We start from the raw sequence: 19076 nt of genomic DNA on the forward strand, positions 1-19076 counted from the left end.
AATTCCCCCAAGTAGGTTTTATATTTCAGTGTCCTACTTGGGGGGAGCATATCAATTTTAGTGCGACAGCCCCTTTTTGCATTAAGGAACAGCTTGATGAATATATGCAGATGAGCGGGAGTTGATTTACATCCAAATTGATATCATGCTTCCGTATATATCTTTACTGCCTTTGACAGTACCTTTACGTTTACATCAGAAAGACTGCCGCCGAATTCTCCGTCCAGAGTCCAGCTGATGTCCTCCTCAGAATGGAAGCTGACTTCCTTTGCCTGAAACATACGTATATACGGGTTATCGAAATTTCCATCCATTGCGGATCGGATTATCTCGCCTACATCCATAAGGTCATCCGGGGCCTTTATCAGCATTACCTCGAAGAGACCGTCGCTTAGAGAGGCTTCGGAAAGAGCCTGGGTTTTGAATCCGGCAACTGATGTTGCATTGGAAACTGCTCCGAAGATAAAGTTGCCTTCCTCGGTTTCATCGTCATGCTCCACCCGGAGGTGATATCTGGTCTGGAGAGATGAAGGCGCCGCGGCGATGGCATTAAGAACATATGCAAAATATCCGAGGAAATTTTTCTGGTCCTGCGGAGTCTCATAGCTGACATTTGTAAAGGCACCGAATGCCGCCACATAGTTGAATTTCTGACCGGCGAAATCACCCACATCAAGACGGTATACCATTCCTTTGCGTATGGAATCGATAAGCTTTTCCACGTCACCGTTAAGGCCAAGGGTCCTTGCGTAGTCGTTTGTGGTACCGCTCGGCAGATAGACTATAGGGATCTTTGACGGTTCTGCGTTGTCTGAAAGGATCAAAGCATTAACAACATGATTCAGAGTGCCGTCTCCGCCTATGCATGCAACAAGTCCGAGTTTATCCGTAAGATACTCTTTTATAACCTGCTCAGAAGTTATGCCTGCCGAAGGGATGATAGGATAGGTGATGACTTCATATCCGAGCTTTGCAAGCTCTGCGATGAGGAGGAATACCTTTTCTTTGGCGGTCCCTGTGCCTGCATGATGATTTACAAGAAGCAGAGCTGTTTTTTTCGGTTTTGACCAGACTTCGCCAGCAGATTCTGTGTGATTTATATGATCGATATTTTTATCATTATGTTCCATATCATGGCTCCTGTTTTAAAATTATTCCCTTAATAAACATTATAATATGCCGATATTAAAAATAGTCAAAGAGTGACCTGCTTTTTGTTTTTTGAGGCAGTAAGATTTTTTAAATTTTTAATATCTGCTTTATCAGAATTATTTGTATTCGTAAATAAAAGTTTAAGTCTGGTTTCCAACTAAATGCTATATTAACTGTAGGATCCGATGCGCGGGATTTTTATATAAGAAGGTATGGAAAGATTGATCGATCTGGGGTGAGTAAGATGAAGAGAAGAAGTTTGAAAAAGCTTGTTGTGCTTATATCGGGACTTATATTAAGTGCGGCAGCGTCTTTGCAGGTCATGGCAGGACAGTGGCGGTCTGATGAAATAGGATTCTGGTTTGTTCATGATGACGGTTCCTATCCCGTATACTCATGGGAATGGATAGATGCTGACGGAGACGGCATATATCAGTGCTATGCATTTGATGAAAACGGATATTTATATCTGAACTCCGTGACCCCTGATGGATATTATGTGGGAGCGGATGGGGCATGGTATGAAAATGCTCAGCCCGTGAGCAGAGTTTTCTTCCACAATGCTTACATTGCGCCGGTAGAGATCTCTGTTCCCAAGAGGCAGGTAGAGTATCAGCGTGCTTTCACGGCTGACGGGACTCCTATTGTGACCAGAAAGTATACGAGCATAAAGACTCCGGTCACAAGTACAAAGAGTAGCAGCGGCAGCAGTACGAGCAGTAAGTCAGGTACAAGTAAAAGCTCAAATACCAGTCAGGTGGTGACTAAATCTGACATAGTCACATCTAAGTATTCAACGGCTAAGACAGATGAAACTACAAATTCTTCAAGTGCTGCAAAGACGAATTCCAATCCGGGACCTGATGTGGAGAACACAAGCTATGACAAGGTGGGACCAGGAGCCGATATTCCGAGCGGGTATTCATCTCAGACAGTGAGACCTGTGACAGATCAGAGCACTGAAAATGTCTCTGCTCCTAAGGGCAGCGGATTCATCGAGAGAGATGGTGAAGAGGACGAAGATCAGGATTGATGGAATCTTCTGATTAGATTTATGCTGAGCTATAAAAGTGTAGTTGCGAGAGTGATTGATCACTTCTTGCAGCTGCATTTTTTATTTGGAAATTATACTATTGCTGTGGCAGAGGATCAGGGGGAGGTCCTCTATATGATAGATTACAGGCTTTTAGTATGATATACTCGTAGTTGTGATTTTCCGATGGAGGCGGATTTGACCATCGGTGAGTGGAGGGCATTATGTCAAAATATGATTATCTTATAGTTGGTGCCGGTCTTTACGGTGCAGTATTTGCACAGGAGGCGGCCAGAGCAGGGAAGAATGTTCTGGTTATCGACCGTCGTCCGAATATCGCCGGCAATGTTTATACCGAAGACATTGAAAAGATACATGTACATAAGTACGGCGCTCATATTTTCCATACCAATGACAAGAAGGTGTGGGATTATGTTCAGCGTTTCGCTACATTCAATAGATTTACCAATTCCCCGGTGGCGAATTTCCGTGGAGAGCTGTATTCACTTCCTTTCAACATGTATACCTTTAACAGGATGTGGGGCGTGGTTACACCTGAGGAAGCCAGTGAAAAGATCGAGGAGCAGCGACGCGAGGCTGGTATCAGTGAGCCGAAGAATCTGGAGGAGCAGGCTATATCTCTTGTTGGAACTGATATTTACGAAAAGCTCATAAAGGGCTATACGGAGAAGCAGTGGGGACGTCCTTGCACAGAACTTCCGGCGTTTATCATTAAGAGACTTCCTGTGAGACTTACCTTCGACAACAATTATTTCAATGCTCTTTATCAGGGTATACCAGTCGGGGGCTACACCGGTATGGTTGCCAATATGCTTGGCGGCGCACAGGCTCAGACAGGAGAGGATTTCGGAAAGGGAGCGGTTTCTGTGGCTTCCGGCTCTATCGAGGTTCATGTGGGCGTTGATTTCTTTGATTCGGAAGGGGCTCCGAGGGAAGACCTTAAGGCTCTTGCAGATAAGGTGGTGTACACGGGTGCTATAGATGCATATTTTAGATATAAGCTCGGATACCTTGAGTATCGTTCTGTTAGATTTGAGACAGAGCTTCTCGATAAGCCGAATTTCCAGGGTAATGCTGCTGTTAACTATACAGACAGCGAGACACCATGGACCAGGATCATCGAACATAAGTGGTTCGAGTTCGGTAAGGATGATGAAGGAAATGATATTCCTAAGACAGTTATCTCCAGAGAGTTTTCAAGCGAGTGGAAGCCGGGAGATGAGCCGTACTATCCTGTTAATGATGAGAAGAACGGAAAGCTGTATGAAGAGTATAAGAAACTGGCTCAATGTGAGGAGAATGTCATCTTTGGAGGACGCCTCGGTGAATACAAGTATTATGACATGGACAAGGTGATAGATTCTGCTCTTCAGATGTGTGAGAAAGAGAATTTGTAAATTACACATAAACTTCTACCAAAAATTTTAATATTTTTACAAGGGAAAAAGTCATACACTTTATTTTATATAGTGCTATAGTATGACTACACAAAGGTTATCGAAACGCAAACCTAGTATATGGAACCTATTATATGGAGAGAAAAATGAAGAAGATGAATTTAATCAAAAGAATAGTAGCAACAGGTACAGTGGCAGCTCTTAGCGTGTCTATGCTCGCAGGTACAGCAATTGCAGCAGGCTTCAAGTCTAATGAAAAGGGTATCTGGTATGAGAATGATGATCAGTCATATCCTAAGAGCGTATGGAAGTGGATCGATAAAGACGGAGACGGAAAGTATGAGTGCTATGCATTCGACGAGAACGGATATGCATATGTAAGCACAACAACACCTGACGGATATACAACAGATGCTGAGGGTGCATGGGTCAAGAATGGCACAAAGGTTCTTCGTGATGCAACCGGCGATCTTTCTGATAATGCGATTACTGCATCAGTTGCAAACAATTCAGAGCTTACCAAGGATCAGTACCTTAACAAGATCAATTCTATTAACGGTGTAACAGAGACTGTTTACGGTGTAACTTCTAAGGACACAACCATGCAGGTCAAGGTTCATACAACATCTAATGTTTCTACAAGCGAGATCGTTACTAGCAAGCATTCAGTTAAGAGAACTACATCAGAGGGTGGAAACAAGGACACTTCAGGACCTGATATGAGCCAGACAAGCTTCGACACAAACGGTCCAAGCGTACCGGCAGGTGCAGGTCAGTCATCAGCAGCACCTCTTACAGATACAACAACCATCGGCGTTGTAGGACCTGATGGAACTGTTGATCCACTTACAGACTGATGATACAAGAGCTTTAAGACTGGCTGGTATTTGTATTTATACAAAAGCCGGATAAGTGTTTCGTGAAATGCTCATCATATGATTAATTTGAAATGGCTCTCTTGCGAAAAAGCGGAGAGTCATTTTTTGTTGAAATAAACTATTATAGTGAGGAGCAGGTTTGAGACCGTGTGGCGATATAAATTTTCAGAAACAAAAAGAAGCAACGAAAATTGGTGGGCACATTTCGTTGCTTCTTTTTTTATGAATAGGAGTTGAATCATTTTCTTTATGGCATCACTATACATCATGAACCATCACAATAGTGTCACAGATTTCAAAATAAATATCACTGGATATTTAATGGTCTCTATGTTAGAATTTTTCGGTGTGAGATTTGTTTTTATTAAAGAAAATAGACAAAAAGCACAAGGATATATTTTTCTACGGAGGAACATTTATGAGTACAATTGGCTGGGTCGTATATCTGGTTGCAATCGTTGCAATGTTTTATTTTATAGGTATCAGACCTTCTCAGAAGGAGCGTCAGAAGCAGCAGGAACTTCTTGCATCAGTAGCAGTAGGTGATACAGTGCTTACTACTTCAGGATTCTATGGAGTGATCATCGATATGACAGATGATACTGTTATCGTTGAGTTCGGTAACAACAAGAACTGCCGTATCCCTATGCAGAAGACTGCTATCGCGCAGCTTGAGAAGGCTAATAACAGCGCGTCACATGAATCTTAAGACACTTAGAGAACTTAAAGGAATAAGCCGTAAGGCTCTCGGGGAGCTCACAGGGGTATCTTTCAGATCCATTCAGGATTATGAGCAGGGACACAAGGATCTCTCCGCAGCAAAGGCGGAGACTATCTTAAAGATGGCAAAGGCTCTTCAGTGCAGTATGGAGGATCTGATCTCTGACAGGGATTTGAGCTCTGTGAGACCGAGTGAACTTGAAGCACATGCATCAAACGATGCAGGTGCTTTTGGCGTCTCATCAGATGAGTTGCCATCAGTATCGGATGAGCATATAGAAAGAAAAAGCGATGCAGGCTTTAAAGCGCGTACGGATGATTTTTCTTCGCATATTGCTATCAAGGCCGATGATCTGAAGCATTATTCTTTGATGCATCGGGATGATGAGGTTGCAGAGCTTATCTTTGAACCGGTGTCAGGTGCACTTGTTTCTGTTATCGCTGTATATACGGAGACATTGCTCCCCATAGGTACCACAGGACCTGATGAACTTCTGAAGGGCTGGTGGTACAGAAGGGCTGTTCCGGTGACTCAGGGCAATATCGCCTCGCTTCTGGAAGAAATCGGTTTTCTTACACCGCAGGCATATCTTCTCAGGAATCTGGGACTGTCACTTTCTGACTGCTACTGGGTGAGACCTTTGGGTGAGAAGCTTTCATGGAATGATGTGAGTCTTTTCTCCAACGACTTCGAAGACGTGGTCGGTGCCGGACATTTCGCCGGATTTGACGGAAACGCTGATTTCGGGAATACGGATATGAGACTTCCGAGCGGTTCTACCAGAGGGGATGTCCCTAAGGCGTGGATCTGTATAGAAGATAAGAGATATCTGGTTAAAGGCGTTGAGAAGGGAAATACTCAGCAGATCTTTAATGAGGTTGTCGGCTCCTTCATTCACAGGAGACAAAATCAGTTTGAATTTGTGAATTATGAGTTCTATACCATTGACTATGGCCATGGAAAGCAGATAGGCGTAAGTGCTGAAGCTTTTACAAATGAGGACCTGGAGTTCATTTCGGCAGAAGAGCTTATAAGAGCAAATAAGCTTGTCCACAGTGGAGCCTCGGATTATGAGCTGTTTGTGGATGCATGTGTGAACGGTGGACTCGACAGAGACGAAGTTCAGAGATTTTTGGATTACCAGATACTTACGGATTTTGTTATGACCAACACGGACAGAAGTTATGAGAATTTCGGAGTTTTAAGAGATGTTCATACTCTGGAGTTCGTGAAGATGGCTCCGATTTTCGATTCCGGTAATTCTATGTTCTATGATCTCAATATGAGCCATGGAACTCTGGAGCTCAACAACATACCGGTCAAGAGCTTTGCTGATAATGAAGTCGGTCTTATAAGGCTGGTGAAGGATCCGTCCATACTTGACCTCGACAGGCTTATCACAAAGGATGAGCTTAGTCAGGTGCTGGCAAGCTCTAACAGAACCCCTGAGGAGATCAGGATCCTCGTACAGATCTATGAACGTAAAAAGGACATGATCTTTAAACTCAAACGTGGCGATATGAACTGGCTGAAGGGTGTTTGACACCGTTTTTTACACTTACATAATAGTTTATAAGCCTCTTTTTCTCATGGTGCCGAAGTTGTCGCTGTATAGCGATGGCTTCGGCACTTTTTGTTATGAAAGATGGGGCTAAAAATCCTGACTTGCAATAATGCACCATTGTAGTAAAATCAAACGGAAAATCTTTTGAATAATTAGGAGCGTATATGAAAGAGACTCTACTTGCTGTATTCGGCGGAAGATCAACAGAACATGAGGTTTCATGCAAGTCGGTGGTAAACATTGTAAAAAATATAAATATAGATAAATATGATATTGTGCTTGTGGGCATTACCAAACAGGGAGAGTGGCTTCTTGCGGATAGCCTCGAGGATGTGGTTAGCGGTAAATGGTATGAATCGAAAACCAGAGCTTGTCTCCTTCCGGATGCCGGTCTCAAGTCTCTTATGGTAACTGATGAAAAGGGAAGCACTTCTCTTAGGAAAATCGATGTTATCTTCCCGGCTCTTCACGGAAAGAATGGTGAGGACGGAACCATTCAGGGACTTTTCGAGATGGCGCAGATCCCTTATGTGGGCTGTGGAGTACTTGCAAGTGCGGTTTCCATGGATAAGCTTTACACAAAGATCATATGTGATGAACCGCTTAGGAACATAGGAGTCCGTCAGGCAAAGTATGTTTCGGTTGTCGGCAATGAGATAAAGGATATGGATTCCTGCATTCGCCGCGTTGAAGAGGCATTTTCATACCCTGTTTTTGTAAAGCCTTCCAATGCAGGCTCAAGCTGCGGCGTCACCAAGGCTCATGATCGCGGTGAGCTTATAGATGGACTTAAGAAGGCATACGATGTTGATTACAAGATCCTCATAGAGGAGACCATCACAGGCAGAGAAGTTGAGTGTGCTGTGTTTAAGGATTGTGACGGAGAGATCAAGGCCAGCGGCATAGGCGAGATCAGGGCGGCTGCCGATTTCTATGATTATGATGCGAAGTACAACAATCCTCAGTCGGAGACTGATACTGATCCGGACATAAAGGAAGAGGATGCGGAGCTCATTCGCAAGGCTGCAAAGACCGTGTTCGCTGCAGTAGATGGTTTCTCTCTGGCAAGAATCGATTTCTTCCTTACAGAGGATGGTCCTGTATTTAACGAGCTTAATACACTTCCGGGATTTACAGCGATTTCCATGTATCCTATGCTTTGGGAGGTGAAGGGGGTAGATAAGGCGAAGCTGGTTCAGAGCCTCATCGATACAGCCTATACACGTCCTACCACTTTGGCTTCATTAGGTTGATTATGAAAGTAAGAATAGAAATGAATACCCGTCAGACCATAGACGGGGATACGGATATCATTGACGTGGTTTCTGAGGGGATCCTTAGAGAAGTCGGGGACGGAACTCAGATCATCACCTATTTTCAGGACGGAGTTCACAATGAAATGCGTGTTGATATGGCGGGCAAAGAAATCATTGTGATCAGGAACTGGAAGCAGGAAAATGCCTTCCACTATAAGGAAAAGGTTCATCATGTCATGAACTATGAAACTCCGATGGGATATATGGAGCTTGGCTTCGATACGAAGTATGTGGAGATAGACAGGATTCATGCGGATTCAGTCATGAATATTCTGCTGATTTATGATGTGACCCAATATGGCAAGCCGGTCTCTGAAAATGAGATAAGGATCAGACTTACGAAAATCTGAGATCATAAGTTGACTGTTGTGGTTTTTCGGATTTGTGAGTGCTGACAAGTGCCGGTATGGTACCCTCATAATTGCATGAGATGCGGGATATGAACTTCGCCGTGGCGGCAAAATCGTTTTTTGTTGCATTTTGGGGATGCAGATAGTAATATTAGGTTCGGCGGTCTAAGGGGAACCGTGTAATTTTTTGAAAGTTGAGGATTTATATATGGAATTAATGGCGATGAATTTGAGCTCTGTGGGTAGCGTACTGCTTGTTATCGCGATCATACTGCTCATCCTTATGGGCGTTCTTTACTACTTCGGACGCAAGATGAGTCAGCAGCAGGCTGAACAGCAGCCTATGATCGATGCCAACACACAGAACGTAACATTGCTTATCATCGATAAAAAGAAGATGTCTATAAAAGAGGCGGTTGCAGCTGGTCTTCCTAAGCAGGTGCAGGAGCAGACTCCTTTCTATCTTAAGCTCAGCAAGCTTCCTGTAGTAAAGGCGAAGGTTGGTCCGCAGATCATGACTCTTATGGCTGATCCAAGCATCTTTGAGCAGCTTCCTTTACACAAGGAGTGCAAGGTTGCTGTTGCCGGAATCTATATCCGTAAGATTCTTTCGGTTCGCGGCGGTGCTATTCCAAAGGCTCCTGAGAAAAAGGGATTTTTGGCAGGTCTTCGTAGCAAGCTTCAGACAAATAAGTGATTTTAAGGCGCGGTTCATTTGAACCGTGCCTTTTTTAGTGTATAAGTCCGGTGTCAGGCGGCTATGCATCCTGCAAGTTTACTTGCGAAGATGCATAGCCATCTGACACGACAACAGGAATCGAGAAGTAGTGCAATAGCGCGGATTCGAGCTTTCTGTAGCATTGCGATAGCGTCAGCGGAGCAATGCGGAGGACTTATACAATAATAATTAATGAGTTACATCAAAAAACTTCCGTCCCATTGCAGTGAGACGGAAGTTTTTGAAAGGAAGTAATTATGAGATTTGTTTATTTAAATGCCTAAGCACTTAATGGGCTTTTTTCTAAGAACTTCTGAAATGTAATTTCTTTTGTTCTATGTACATAGGTTATCATTGATAGTGTCACAAAAGTGTCACAGAATTTAATTAATTTTATTACAAATTTTTTTTGCAAAATCCCATCATTCTATTGACTGAAGAATCACCATGAGGTAAAATGTCTTTTACTTATTTTGGAGTCGTGGGCTCAGTGCGCCCTTTTTTTGACTTGCAAAATATTAGCAACATATAACCAGATTCATTGAAATGTTGATACATCGAAATACAATGCTCGTAACGATGAATGCACATTTTGAGAAAATCCACATCTTTCTATGAATCACAACGATCAAGCGGGTGTCAACCCGCAATGGGGTGAACGGTCAATGGAAAAAAGCAAGATGCGTGTCGTTAAAAACGGCAAGAACGTCAGAATGACATTTGCGCAGCACGAAGAAGTGCTTGAGATGCCAAACCTGATTGAAGTCCAGAAGGATTCCTACAAGTGGTTCCTTTCAGACGGCCTCCGCGAGGCATTTGATGACATCTCTCCGATCCAGGATTTTGCTGGACACCTTTCCCTTGAGTTCGTAGGCTACAAGCTCTGCGAGGGTGAGAAGAAGTATTCTATTGAGGAGTGCAAGGAGCGAGATGCTACATATGCTGCCCCTCTTAAGGTGAAGGTTCGTCTTATCAACAAGGATAAGGAAGAGATTAACGAACATGAGATATTTATGGGCGATCTGCCTCTTATGACAGATACAGGCTCATTTGTTATTAACGGTGCAGAGCGAGTTATCGTATCACAGCTCGTTCGTTCTCCGGGTATCTACTATGGATTAGACCACGATAAGATCGGTAAGGAGCTTTATTCATGTACGGTTATTCCTAACCGTGGTGCATGGATCGAGTACGAGACCGATTCTAATGACGTATTTTTCGTACGTGTAGACAGAACCCGTAAGGTTCCTGTTTCCGTATTTATTCGTGCCCTTGGTATCGGCAGCAATGCTGAGATCATTGACCTTTTCGGTGAAGAGCCAAAGCTCATCGCATCTTTCGAAAAGGAGCAGCCGGAGGCACAGAACTATGAGGGCGGTCTCCTTGAACTTTACAGAAAGATCAGACCTGGCGAGCCTCTTTCAGTAGACTCAGCAAGTTCTCTTCTTAATGGTATGTTCTTCGACCCTCGTCGTTATGATCTTGCTAAGGTTGGACGTTACAAGTTCAATAAGAAGCTTCACTTCAAGAACCGTATCAAGGGACATACTCTTGCTGAGGATGTTATCGATGAGACAACAGGTGAGGTTATCGCTACAGCAGGCGAGCAGATCTCATATGCAAAGGCTATAGAGATTCAGGATGCAGCAGTACCATATGTATGGATCGATGGTCCTACACGTAAGGTAAAGGTTCTTTCAGCTCTGGAAGTAAACCTTGACAAGTACGTTTCATTCGATGCTGCAGAGATTGATTACGAAGAGGCTAAGGAGTACGAGCATGTAAGAGAGTACTTCCAGAAGCAGGCTGATCGTACAAACTCTATGCTCAGCGCTGATGCAGAGAAGAAGCTTTGGAATGACCTTTCTCTCGAGGAGAAGCAGAACCTCGTTGATCAGGACAAGCCTGATGAGCTGGTTTACTATCCTGAGCTTGCAAGACTCATGGAGGAGCATGCTGATGATCAGAGAGCTCTCCGTATCGCTATCATGAAGGATATGCATGAGCTTGTTCCTAAGCACATCACAAAGGAAGACATTTTTGCCTCCATCAACTACTGCATGCACCTTGAGGAGGAGATCGGTACAAAGGATGATATCGACCATCTCGGAAACCGTCGTATTCGTGCTGTCGGAGAGCTTCTCCAGAACCAGTACCGTATCGGCCTTTCACGTATGGAGCGTGTTGTTCGTGAGCGTATGGCAACACAGGATATCGATGAGATCACACCTCAGAGCCTCATAAACATTAAGCCTGTAACAGCTTCTGTTAAGGAGTTCTTCGGTTCATCACAGCTTTCACAGTTCATGGATCAGAACAACCCTCTGTCAGAGCTTACACACAAGCGTAGACTTTCAGCTCTTGGACCTGGTGGTCTTTCCAGAGACCGTGCCGGATTCGAGGTTCGAGATGTACACTATACACACTATGGACGTATGTGTCCTATCGAGACACCTGAGGGACCTAACATCGGTCTTATCAACTCTCTGGCATCATACGCAAGAATCAATGAGTACGGATTCATCGAGTCTCCTTACCGTAAGGTAGACAAGGAAGATCCTAAGAACCCTAAGGTTACAAGAGAAGTTGAGTATCTTGCAGCTGACGAAGAGGATAACTATGTAGTAGCTCAGGCGAACGAGCCGCTTGACGAGGAAGGACACTTTGTTCATGACAATGTTTCCGGCCGTTTCAGAGAGGCTACTCAGGCATTCCCTAAGGCTTCCATCGATCTTATGGACGTATCACCTAAGATGGTATTCTCAGTTGCTACATCCATGATTCCGTTCCTTCAGAACGATGACGCGAACCGTGCCCTCATGGGATCAAACATGCAGCGTCAGGCCGTGCCTCTTATGGTTACTGAGAGAGCAGCAGTTGATACAGGTATCTCTGCGAAGGCTGCCGTTGACTCAGGTGTATGCTGCGTAGCGAAGTATGACGGTATCGTTGAGATCTCAGCATCCAACAAGATCGTTGTACGCCGTGATTCAGACGGAACTCGTGATGAGTATAAGCTTACAAAGTTCATGAGATCCAACCAGTCTAACTGCTACAACCAGAAGCCTATCGTCTTTGCGGGCGATCATGTTAAGGCTGGCGATGTTATCGCTGACGGTCCTTCAACATGTCAGGGTGAGATAGCATTAGGAAAGAACCCTCTCATCGGTTTCATGACATGGGAAGGTTACAATTACGAGGATGCTGTTCTCCTTTCTGAGAAGCTGGTTCAGAACGATGTTTATACATCTATCCATATCGAAGAGTACGAGTGTGAGGCTCGTGATACAAAGCTTGGACCTGAAGAGATTACTTCGGATGTTCCGGGTGTAGGTGAGGATGCACTCAAGAATCTTGATGAGCGCGGAATCATCCGTATCGGTGCCGAGGTTCGTGCCGGTGATATCCTCGTTGGTAAGGTTACTCCTAAGGGAGAGACAGAGCTTACAGCTGAGGAAAGACTTCTTCGTGCCATCTTCGGTGAGAAAGCACGTGAGGTTCGTGATACATCACTTAAGCTTCCACACGGAGCTTATGGTGTAGTTGTAGATGCGAAGGTATTTACAAGAGAAAATTCAGACGAGCTTGCTCCTGGCGTTTCAGAGTCAGTTCGTATTTATATAGCACAGAAGAGAAAAATCGGTGTCGGTGATAAGATGGCCGGTCGTCACGGTAACAAGGGTGTATGCTCAAGAGTTCTTCCTGTAGAAGATCTTCCATATCTTCCAAACGGTCGTCCTCTTGATATCGTTCTTAACCCTCTCGGCGTTCCTTCCCGAATGAACATCGGTCAGGTCCTCGAGTTACACCTTTCTCTTGCTGCAAAGGTTCTGGGTATCGACGTTTCAACACCTATCTTTGATGGTGCTACCGAGCCTGATATCCGTCAGACCCTTATACTTGCAAACGATTACGTTAACAAGTCATGGGAAGAGTTCACTGAGTTACATAAGGATGAGCTTGACCCGGAGGTTTATGAGTACCTTGGAGCTCACCTCGATCACAGAGCTGAGTGGAAGGGCGTTCCTATCGGTACAGATGGTAAGGTTCAGCTTCGTGATGGCCGTACAGGTCTTCCATTCGATGGCAAGACATCTATCGGATTCATGCATTACCTGAAGCTCCACCACCTCGTAGACGATAAGATCCACGCACGTTCAACAGGTCCGTACTCACTTGTTACACAGCAGCCACTCGGTGGTAAGGCACAGTTCGGTGGACAGCGTTTCGGAGAGATGGAAGTTTGGGCCCTTGAGGCGTATGGCGCAGCTTATACACTTCAGGAAATTCTGACCATGAAGTCCGATGACGTTACAGGACGTGTTAAGACTTACGAAGCAATCATCAAGGGACAGAATATTCCTGCACCTGGTGTTCCTGAGTCTTTCAAGGTTATGCTTAAGGAGCTTGAGGCTCTCTGTCTCGATGTTCGTGTTCTCGATGAGAATCAGAATGAGATTGAGATCAAGGAAGAGCTCTACGATGCAAATCAGGATATGCACCGTCTGCTTTCAGGCGGAGACAGCCGTTATGAGAAGAATGAGAACTATGGCCAGTATGGTTATGAGACTCAGGAGTTCAAGAACGGTGAGCTTGTTAATGCTGACGATGCTGTGGCAGCTGCTCAGGGCGTTGAGCTTTTTAGCGAAGATGATGAACTTGAGTCTGCTATCGCTGCTGACCTTGTGGATGATGATTATGATGAAGATGCTTCATCTGATGATTATTTTGCAGAGAGTGACGCCGTTTCAGAGTCAGATGACTTCTCAGACGGTGATGATGAATAATATTAGGAGGAATACATGGCACAGCTTGATAAAATAAATGAGCCTGTTCAGTTTGATTCAATCAAGATCGGCCTCGCCTCTCCGGAGAAGATCCTGGAGTGGTCTCATGGCGAAGTAAAAAAGCCTGAGACTATCAACTACAGAACTCTGAAGCCTGAGAAGGACGGACTTTTCTGTGAGCGTATTTTTGGACCGGTTAAAGACTGGGAGTGCCACTGCGGAAAGTACAAGAAGATCCGTTATAAGGGTGTTGTATGTGACCGCTGCGGTGTTGAGGTAACTAAGTCCTCCGTAAGACGTGAGAGAATGGGACATATCGCTCTTGCAGCTCCTGTTTCACACATCTGGTATTTTAAGGGTATTCCTTCAAGGATGGGTCTGATACTTGATATCAGCCCAAGGATCCTTGAGAGAGTTCTCTATTTTGCAAGTTATATCGTACTTGATAAGGGCGAGACTCAGCTTGAGTACAAGCAGGTACTTTCTGAGAAGGAGTACAGAGACGCTGTTGAGCAGTACGGCTATGGCTCATTCCGTGCAGGAATGGGTGCCGAGGCTGTTCTTGAGCTTCTTCGCGGCATCGATCTTGAGAAGGAGTACGCAGATCTTCGTCAGGAGCTTGATAATGCTTCCGGACAGAAGAGAACAAGAATAGTTAAGAGACTTGAAGTTGTTGAGGCATTCCGTTCATCAGGAAACCTTCCTGAGTGGATGATCCTTACACAGCTTCCTGTTATCCCGCCTGATCTCCGCCCTATGGTACAGCTTGACGGTGGACGTTTTGCTACATCAGACCTTAATGACCTTTACAGAAGAATCATTAACAGAAATAACCGTCTTGCCCGTCTTCTCGAGCTTGGCGCACCTGAGATCATCGTTCGTAACGAGAAGCGTATGCTTCAGGAAGCTGTTGATGCTCTTATCGACAACGGTCGTCGTGGACGTCCTGTAACAGGTCCTGGAAACAGAGCTCTGAAGTCACTTTCAGATATGTTAAAGGGTAAGCAGGGTCGTTTCAGACAGAACCTTCTCGGTAAGCGTGTTGACTATTCAGGACGTTCTGTTATCGTCGTAGGACCGGATCTTAAGATCTACCAGTGTGGTGTACCTAAGGAGATGGCTCTCGAGCTTTTCAAGCCTTTCGTAATGAAGGAGCTTGTGAACACAGGTAAGGCTCATAACATTAAGAATGCCAAGAAGATGGTTGAGAGACTTGATCCTCAGGTTTGGGACATCCTTGAGGGTGTCATCAAGGGTCACCCTGTTATGCTGAACCGTGCCCCGACACTTCACAGACTTGGTATCCAGGCATTCGAGCCTACACTGGTAGAAGGTAAGGCTATCAGACTTCACCCACTCGTATGTGCTGCGTTCAACGCGGACTTCGATGGAGACCAGATGGCTATCCACCTTCCACTTACACAGGAAGCTCAGGCAGAGTGCAGATTCATGCTGCTCGCTCCTAACAACCTGCTCAAGCCTTCAGACGGTGGTGTTGTTGCCGTTCCTTCACAGGATATGGTACTCGGTATCTACTACATCACACAGGAGAGACCGGGAGAGCCTAATGAGGGTATGTTCTTCAAGAGCATCAACGAAGCTATCCTTGCCAAGGAAAATGGTTATATCACCATGCATACAAGGATCAAGTGCCGTATCAAGAAGGCTCTTAAGAATGAGGATGGCACAGAGAGAATTGTTGAAGGTGTCATCAATACAACTGTAGGTCGTCTTATCTTTAATGAGATCATTCCTCAGGATCTTGGATTTGTAGACCGTTCCATCCCTGGAAACGAGATCCTTCCTGAGATCGATGAGATCGTAAAGAAGAAGAACCTTAAGAAGATACTTGAGAAGATCATGGATGTACATGGTGCAACTCAGACAGCATTAAGCCTCGATGATATCAAGGCTATGGGTTACCGTCAGTCAACCATCGCAGCTATGACCGTTTCAATTTCAGATATGACAGTTCCTGCATCCAAGCAGCAGCTCCTTGATGAAGCTCAGAAGACAGTTGATAAGATCGCGCGTAACTACAGACGTGGTCTCGTAACTGAGGAAGAGAGATATCAGGAAGTTATCGATACATGGAAGAAGACCGATGATCAGCTTACACATGATCTGCTTTCCGGTCTTGATAAGTACAACAACATCTTCATGATGGCGGATTCCGGAGCCCGTGGATCTGATAAGCAGATCAAACAGCTTGCAGGTATGCGTGGACTCATGGCAGATACAACAGGACGTACTATCGAGCTCCCTATCAAGTCAAACTTCCGTGAAGGTCTTGACGTACTCGAGTACTTCATCTCCGCACACGGTGCTCGTAAGGGACTTTCAGATACAGCGCTCCGTACAGCCGATTCCGGATACCTTACACGTCGAATGGTTGACGTTACACAGGATCTCATCATCCGTGAGCTTGACTGTGCAGCTGAGAAGGACAAGATTCCTTATCTTGAGATTTCAGAGCTTTCTGATGGGCAGGAGAAGATCGAGTCACTTCAGGATCGTATCACAGGTCGTTACATCGCTGAGGATATCGCTGATCCTGAGACAGGAAAGGTTATCGTTAAGGCTGATCACATGGTTACACCTAAGCGTGCTCCACGTGTTATCAATGCTCTTAACAAGATGGGACGTAAGACTGTTAAGATCAGAACAGTCCTCACATGCCGTTCAAAGAACGGTGTTTGTGCTAAGTGCTACGGTTCCAACCTTGCAACAGGACAGCCTGTTCAGATCGGTGAGGCAGTTGGTATCATCGCTGCTCAGTCAATCGGTGAGCCTGGTACACAGCTTACCATGAGAACCTTCCATACCGGTGGTGTAGCGGGTGGAGATATCACACAGGGTCTTCCTAGAGTCGAGGAGCTTTTCGAGGCTCGTAAGCCAAAGGGTCTTGCGATACTTACAGAGATTCCTGGCGTTGTTGAAATCAAGGAAACAGCCAAGAAGAGAGAGGTTGTTGTAACTGATGCACAGAGTGCTCAGTCAAAGACATACCTTATCCCTTACGGTTCCAGACTTAAGGTACAGAACGGTCAGGTTCTTGAGGCCGGTGATGTACTTACAGAGGGTTCAATCAATCCTCATGATCTCCTGAAGATCAAGGGCACAAAGGCAGTACAGGATTACATGATCTCTGAAGTTCAGAGAGTATACCGTCTGCAGGGTGTTGAGATCCAGGATAGACATATCGAGATGATCGTTCATCAGATGATGAAGAAGGAGCGTATCAACGAGTCAGGTGATTCTAACTTTATCCCTGGAACAACAGTTGACCGCCTTGACTTCGAGGATGAGAACGAGAGACTTATCGCTGAGGGCAAGAAGCCGGCAGAGGGAACAAGAATCATGCTTGGTATCACCAAGGCATCTCTTGCAACAGATTCCTTCCTGTCAGCTGCTTCATTCCAGGAAACAACCAAGGTTCTTACCGAGGCTGCTATCAACGGAAAGAGAGATAACCTCGTTGGACTCAAGGAGAACGTTATCATCGGTAAGCTCATTCCTGCAGGTACAGGTATGAAGCGTTACAGAAACGTTGAACTTTCTCAGGATATGGAAGATATCGAGGATGAGACAGAGCAGCTCTTCACACCTGATGAGGCATTCGACATTGATGCTGAGGGCGTAGAGAGAATCGCAGCTCGACACAGAATCGAGAACCAGAAGAACAACATTCTGTAAAAGTGTTCTGCTGTGACCATCGAGCGCAAGCTTGCTTGCTGGCTCGAATGGTCATTGCAGAACCAAAGCAGGTATGAGGAAAAAGCTACACGAATGAAATGAGTGGAGCGATTTCCGAATACTGCTTAGGATTGCGGGAGCACGAAGTGCGAAGCAATCCGTACTTTTACAAATGAACTGAGATATTAACCAAAGGACCGATGGACATAGATCCATCGGTCCTTTCCATTCCATAAAAAATATATAAATTCAATTGACAACAAAAATCGATTGAAGTATAGTAGCTAAGCATGCGTGAAAGCGTGTCCTGTTTTGATATTTCAGGATAAAAAATATACATATTACAAACCTAACGAAAGGAGAACCAAATGCCTACATTTAACCAGTTAGTAAGAAAGGGCAGAACTTCTCAGAAGAAGAAGTCTACCGCACCTGCACTTCAGAAAGGATTCAACTCTTTAAAGAAGGTGGCAACTAACATTTCCGCTCCTCAGAAGCGTGGTGTATGTACAGCTGTTAAGACAGCTACACCTAAGAAGCCTAACTCAGCTCTTCGTAAGATCGCCAGAGTAAGACTTTCAAACGGTTTCGAAGTTACATCATACATTCCAGGAGAGGGACACAACCTGCAGGAGCACTCTGTTGTTATGATTCGTGGCGGCCGTGTTAAGGATCTTCCTGGTACAAGATACCACATCATCCGTGGAACACTGGATACAGCCGGCGTAGCAAACAGAATGCAGGCTCGTTCAAAGTACGGTGCAAAGAGACCTAAGGCTAAGAAGTAATTTCTTACCACATTAAGTAACAAAGACATGGTTAAAATGACGGATAATGGAACTCATTATTTATATAATAAGATGTGTCCTTGTCCGCATGAACTCGCAAAACACTACTAAAGGTAGCAGTTGCGTAGAGTACCGATGATCTAAAAACAAATTTTTAAGGAGGGAAGTAACGTGCCACGTAAAGGACATACTCTGCACAGAGACGTTCTCGCAGACCCAATGTACAATTCAAAGATTGTAACAAAGCTTGTTAACTCCATCATGCTTGATGGTAAGAAGGGTGTTGCACAGAAGATCGTTTATGGTGCATTCGAAATTGTCGCAGAGAAGAGCGGCAAGGAAGCTACAGAAGTATTTGAAGAGGCTATGAACAACATCATGCCTGTTCTTGAAGTTAAGGCTAAGCGTATCGGTGGTGCCACATATCAGGTACCTATGGAGGTTAAGCCTGAGAGACGTCAGACACTTGGCCTTCGTTGGCTTACAGAGTTCTCACGTAAGAGATCTGAGAAGACTCAGGCTGAGAGACTCGCTAACGAGATCATGGATGCTGCAAACAACACAGGTGCAGCTGTTAAGCGTAAGGAAGAGATGCATAGAATGGCTGAGGCTAACAAGGCATTCGCGCACTACAGATTCTAATAGGAGGGAAACA

Annotated in this window: 13 protein-coding genes; 12 read left to right on the top strand and 1 reads right to left on the bottom strand. The window is 44.9% G+C overall.

Translation table 11 applies throughout. From position 1 onward, the window contains the following. Positions 1-143: 143 nt before the first annotated feature. Entirely contained in the window at positions 144-1130 is a 987-nt protein-coding gene (locus BXO88_RS13950) for a diacylglycerol/lipid kinase family protein (RefSeq protein ID WP_078038345.1), read from the bottom strand. A 266-nt stretch (positions 1131-1396) separates the two neighbouring features. Between BXO88_RS13950 and BXO88_RS13955 the strand changes: the two genes are divergently transcribed. The 12 genes from BXO88_RS13955 to rpsG all read left to right on the top strand — a co-directional run bounded on the left by BXO88_RS13955 (position 1397) and on the right by rpsG (position 19063). After that, positions 1397-2185, top strand: coding sequence for a hypothetical protein (locus BXO88_RS13955; RefSeq protein ID WP_078038346.1), 789 nt, complete (start codon positions 1397-1399; stop codon positions 2183-2185). A 224-nt stretch (positions 2186-2409) separates the two neighbouring features. Then, positions 2410-3603: a UDP-galactopyranose/dTDP-fucopyranose mutase family protein gene (locus BXO88_RS13960; RefSeq protein WP_078038347.1), complete on the top strand. Its 1194-nt coding sequence runs from the start codon at positions 2410-2412 to the stop codon at positions 3601-3603. Positions 3604-3749: 146 nt separating this feature from the next. After that, a complete protein-coding gene (locus tag BXO88_RS13965; protein WP_078038348.1) occupies positions 3750-4460 on the top strand; it encodes a hypothetical protein in 711 nt (236 codons plus the stop codon). 439 nt (positions 4461-4899) lie between these two features. Next, complete coding sequence (gene yajC, locus BXO88_RS13970; RefSeq protein ID WP_078038349.1) at positions 4900-5190, top strand: preprotein translocase subunit YajC; 291 nt, start codon at positions 4900-4902, stop codon at positions 5188-5190. Further along, positions 5180-6745 (top strand): XRE family transcriptional regulator, encoded by a 1566-nt coding sequence (locus BXO88_RS13975; protein WP_168171724.1) that lies wholly within the window; start codon positions 5180-5182, stop codon positions 6743-6745. Before yajC ends, BXO88_RS13975 begins: the two co-directional genes overlap by 11 nt. Positions 6746-6930: 185 nt before the next feature. Continuing rightward, positions 6931-8019 (top strand): D-alanine--D-alanine ligase family protein, encoded by a 1089-nt coding sequence (locus tag BXO88_RS13980; protein WP_078038351.1) that lies wholly within the window; start codon positions 6931-6933, stop codon positions 8017-8019. Between the two features lie 2 nt (positions 8020-8021). Continuing rightward, entirely contained in the window at positions 8022-8432 is a 411-nt protein-coding gene (locus BXO88_RS13985; protein WP_078038352.1) for a DUF1934 domain-containing protein, read from the top strand. A gap of 208 nt (positions 8433-8640) precedes the next feature. After that, complete coding sequence (locus BXO88_RS13990) at positions 8641-9129, top strand: hypothetical protein (RefSeq protein ID WP_078038353.1); 489 nt, start codon at positions 8641-8643, stop codon at positions 9127-9129. Between the two features lie 686 nt (positions 9130-9815). After that, positions 9816-13937: a DNA-directed RNA polymerase subunit beta gene (gene rpoB, locus BXO88_RS14000; RefSeq protein ID WP_139355605.1), complete on the top strand. Its 4122-nt coding sequence runs from the start codon at positions 9816-9818 to the stop codon at positions 13935-13937. Between the two features lie 15 nt (positions 13938-13952). After that, positions 13953-17633 carry a DNA-directed RNA polymerase subunit beta' gene (gene rpoC, locus BXO88_RS14005; RefSeq protein WP_078038354.1) on the top strand — a complete coding sequence of 1227 codons (3681 nt, stop codon included), beginning with the start codon at positions 13953-13955 and terminating at the stop codon, positions 17631-17633. Positions 17634-18001: 368 nt separating this feature from the next. Further along, positions 18002-18421: a 30S ribosomal protein S12 gene (gene rpsL / locus BXO88_RS14010; RefSeq protein WP_029200263.1), complete on the top strand. Its 420-nt coding sequence runs from the start codon at positions 18002-18004 to the stop codon at positions 18419-18421. 171 nt (positions 18422-18592) lie between these two features. After that, positions 18593-19063 carry a 30S ribosomal protein S7 gene (rpsG, locus tag BXO88_RS14015; RefSeq protein WP_036608683.1) on the top strand — a complete coding sequence of 157 codons (471 nt, stop codon included), beginning with the start codon at positions 18593-18595 and terminating at the stop codon, positions 19061-19063. Positions 19064-19076: the final 13 nt, after the last annotated feature.

This window comes from Oribacterium sp. C9 (assembly GCF_002007235.1).
Taxonomy (GTDB): domain Bacteria; phylum Bacillota; class Clostridia; order Lachnospirales; family Lachnospiraceae; genus Oribacterium.

Coding starts and splice junctions, on each gene's coding strand:
- BXO88_RS13950 (WP_078038345.1), bottom strand. CDS start 1,130: ATGGAACATAATGATAAAAATATCGATCATATAAATCACACAGAATCT.
- BXO88_RS13955 (WP_078038346.1), top strand. CDS start 1,397: ATGAAGAGAAGAAGTTTGAAAAAGCTTGTTGTGCTTATATCGGGACTT.
- BXO88_RS13960 (WP_078038347.1), top strand. CDS start 2,410: ATGTCAAAATATGATTATCTTATAGTTGGTGCCGGTCTTTACGGTGCA.
- BXO88_RS13965 (WP_078038348.1), top strand. CDS start 3,750: ATGAAGAAGATGAATTTAATCAAAAGAATAGTAGCAACAGGTACAGTG.
- yajC (WP_078038349.1), top strand. CDS start 4,900: ATGAGTACAATTGGCTGGGTCGTATATCTGGTTGCAATCGTTGCAATG.
- BXO88_RS13975 (WP_168171724.1), top strand. CDS start 5,180: ATGAATCTTAAGACACTTAGAGAACTTAAAGGAATAAGCCGTAAGGCT.
- BXO88_RS13980 (WP_078038351.1), top strand. CDS start 6,931: ATGAAAGAGACTCTACTTGCTGTATTCGGCGGAAGATCAACAGAACAT.
- BXO88_RS13985 (WP_078038352.1), top strand. CDS start 8,022: ATGAAAGTAAGAATAGAAATGAATACCCGTCAGACCATAGACGGGGAT.
- BXO88_RS13990 (WP_078038353.1), top strand. CDS start 8,641: ATGGAATTAATGGCGATGAATTTGAGCTCTGTGGGTAGCGTACTGCTT.
- rpoB (WP_139355605.1), top strand. CDS start 9,816: ATGGAAAAAAGCAAGATGCGTGTCGTTAAAAACGGCAAGAACGTCAGA.
- rpoC (WP_078038354.1), top strand. CDS start 13,953: ATGGCACAGCTTGATAAAATAAATGAGCCTGTTCAGTTTGATTCAATC.
- rpsL (WP_029200263.1), top strand. CDS start 18,002: ATGCCTACATTTAACCAGTTAGTAAGAAAGGGCAGAACTTCTCAGAAG.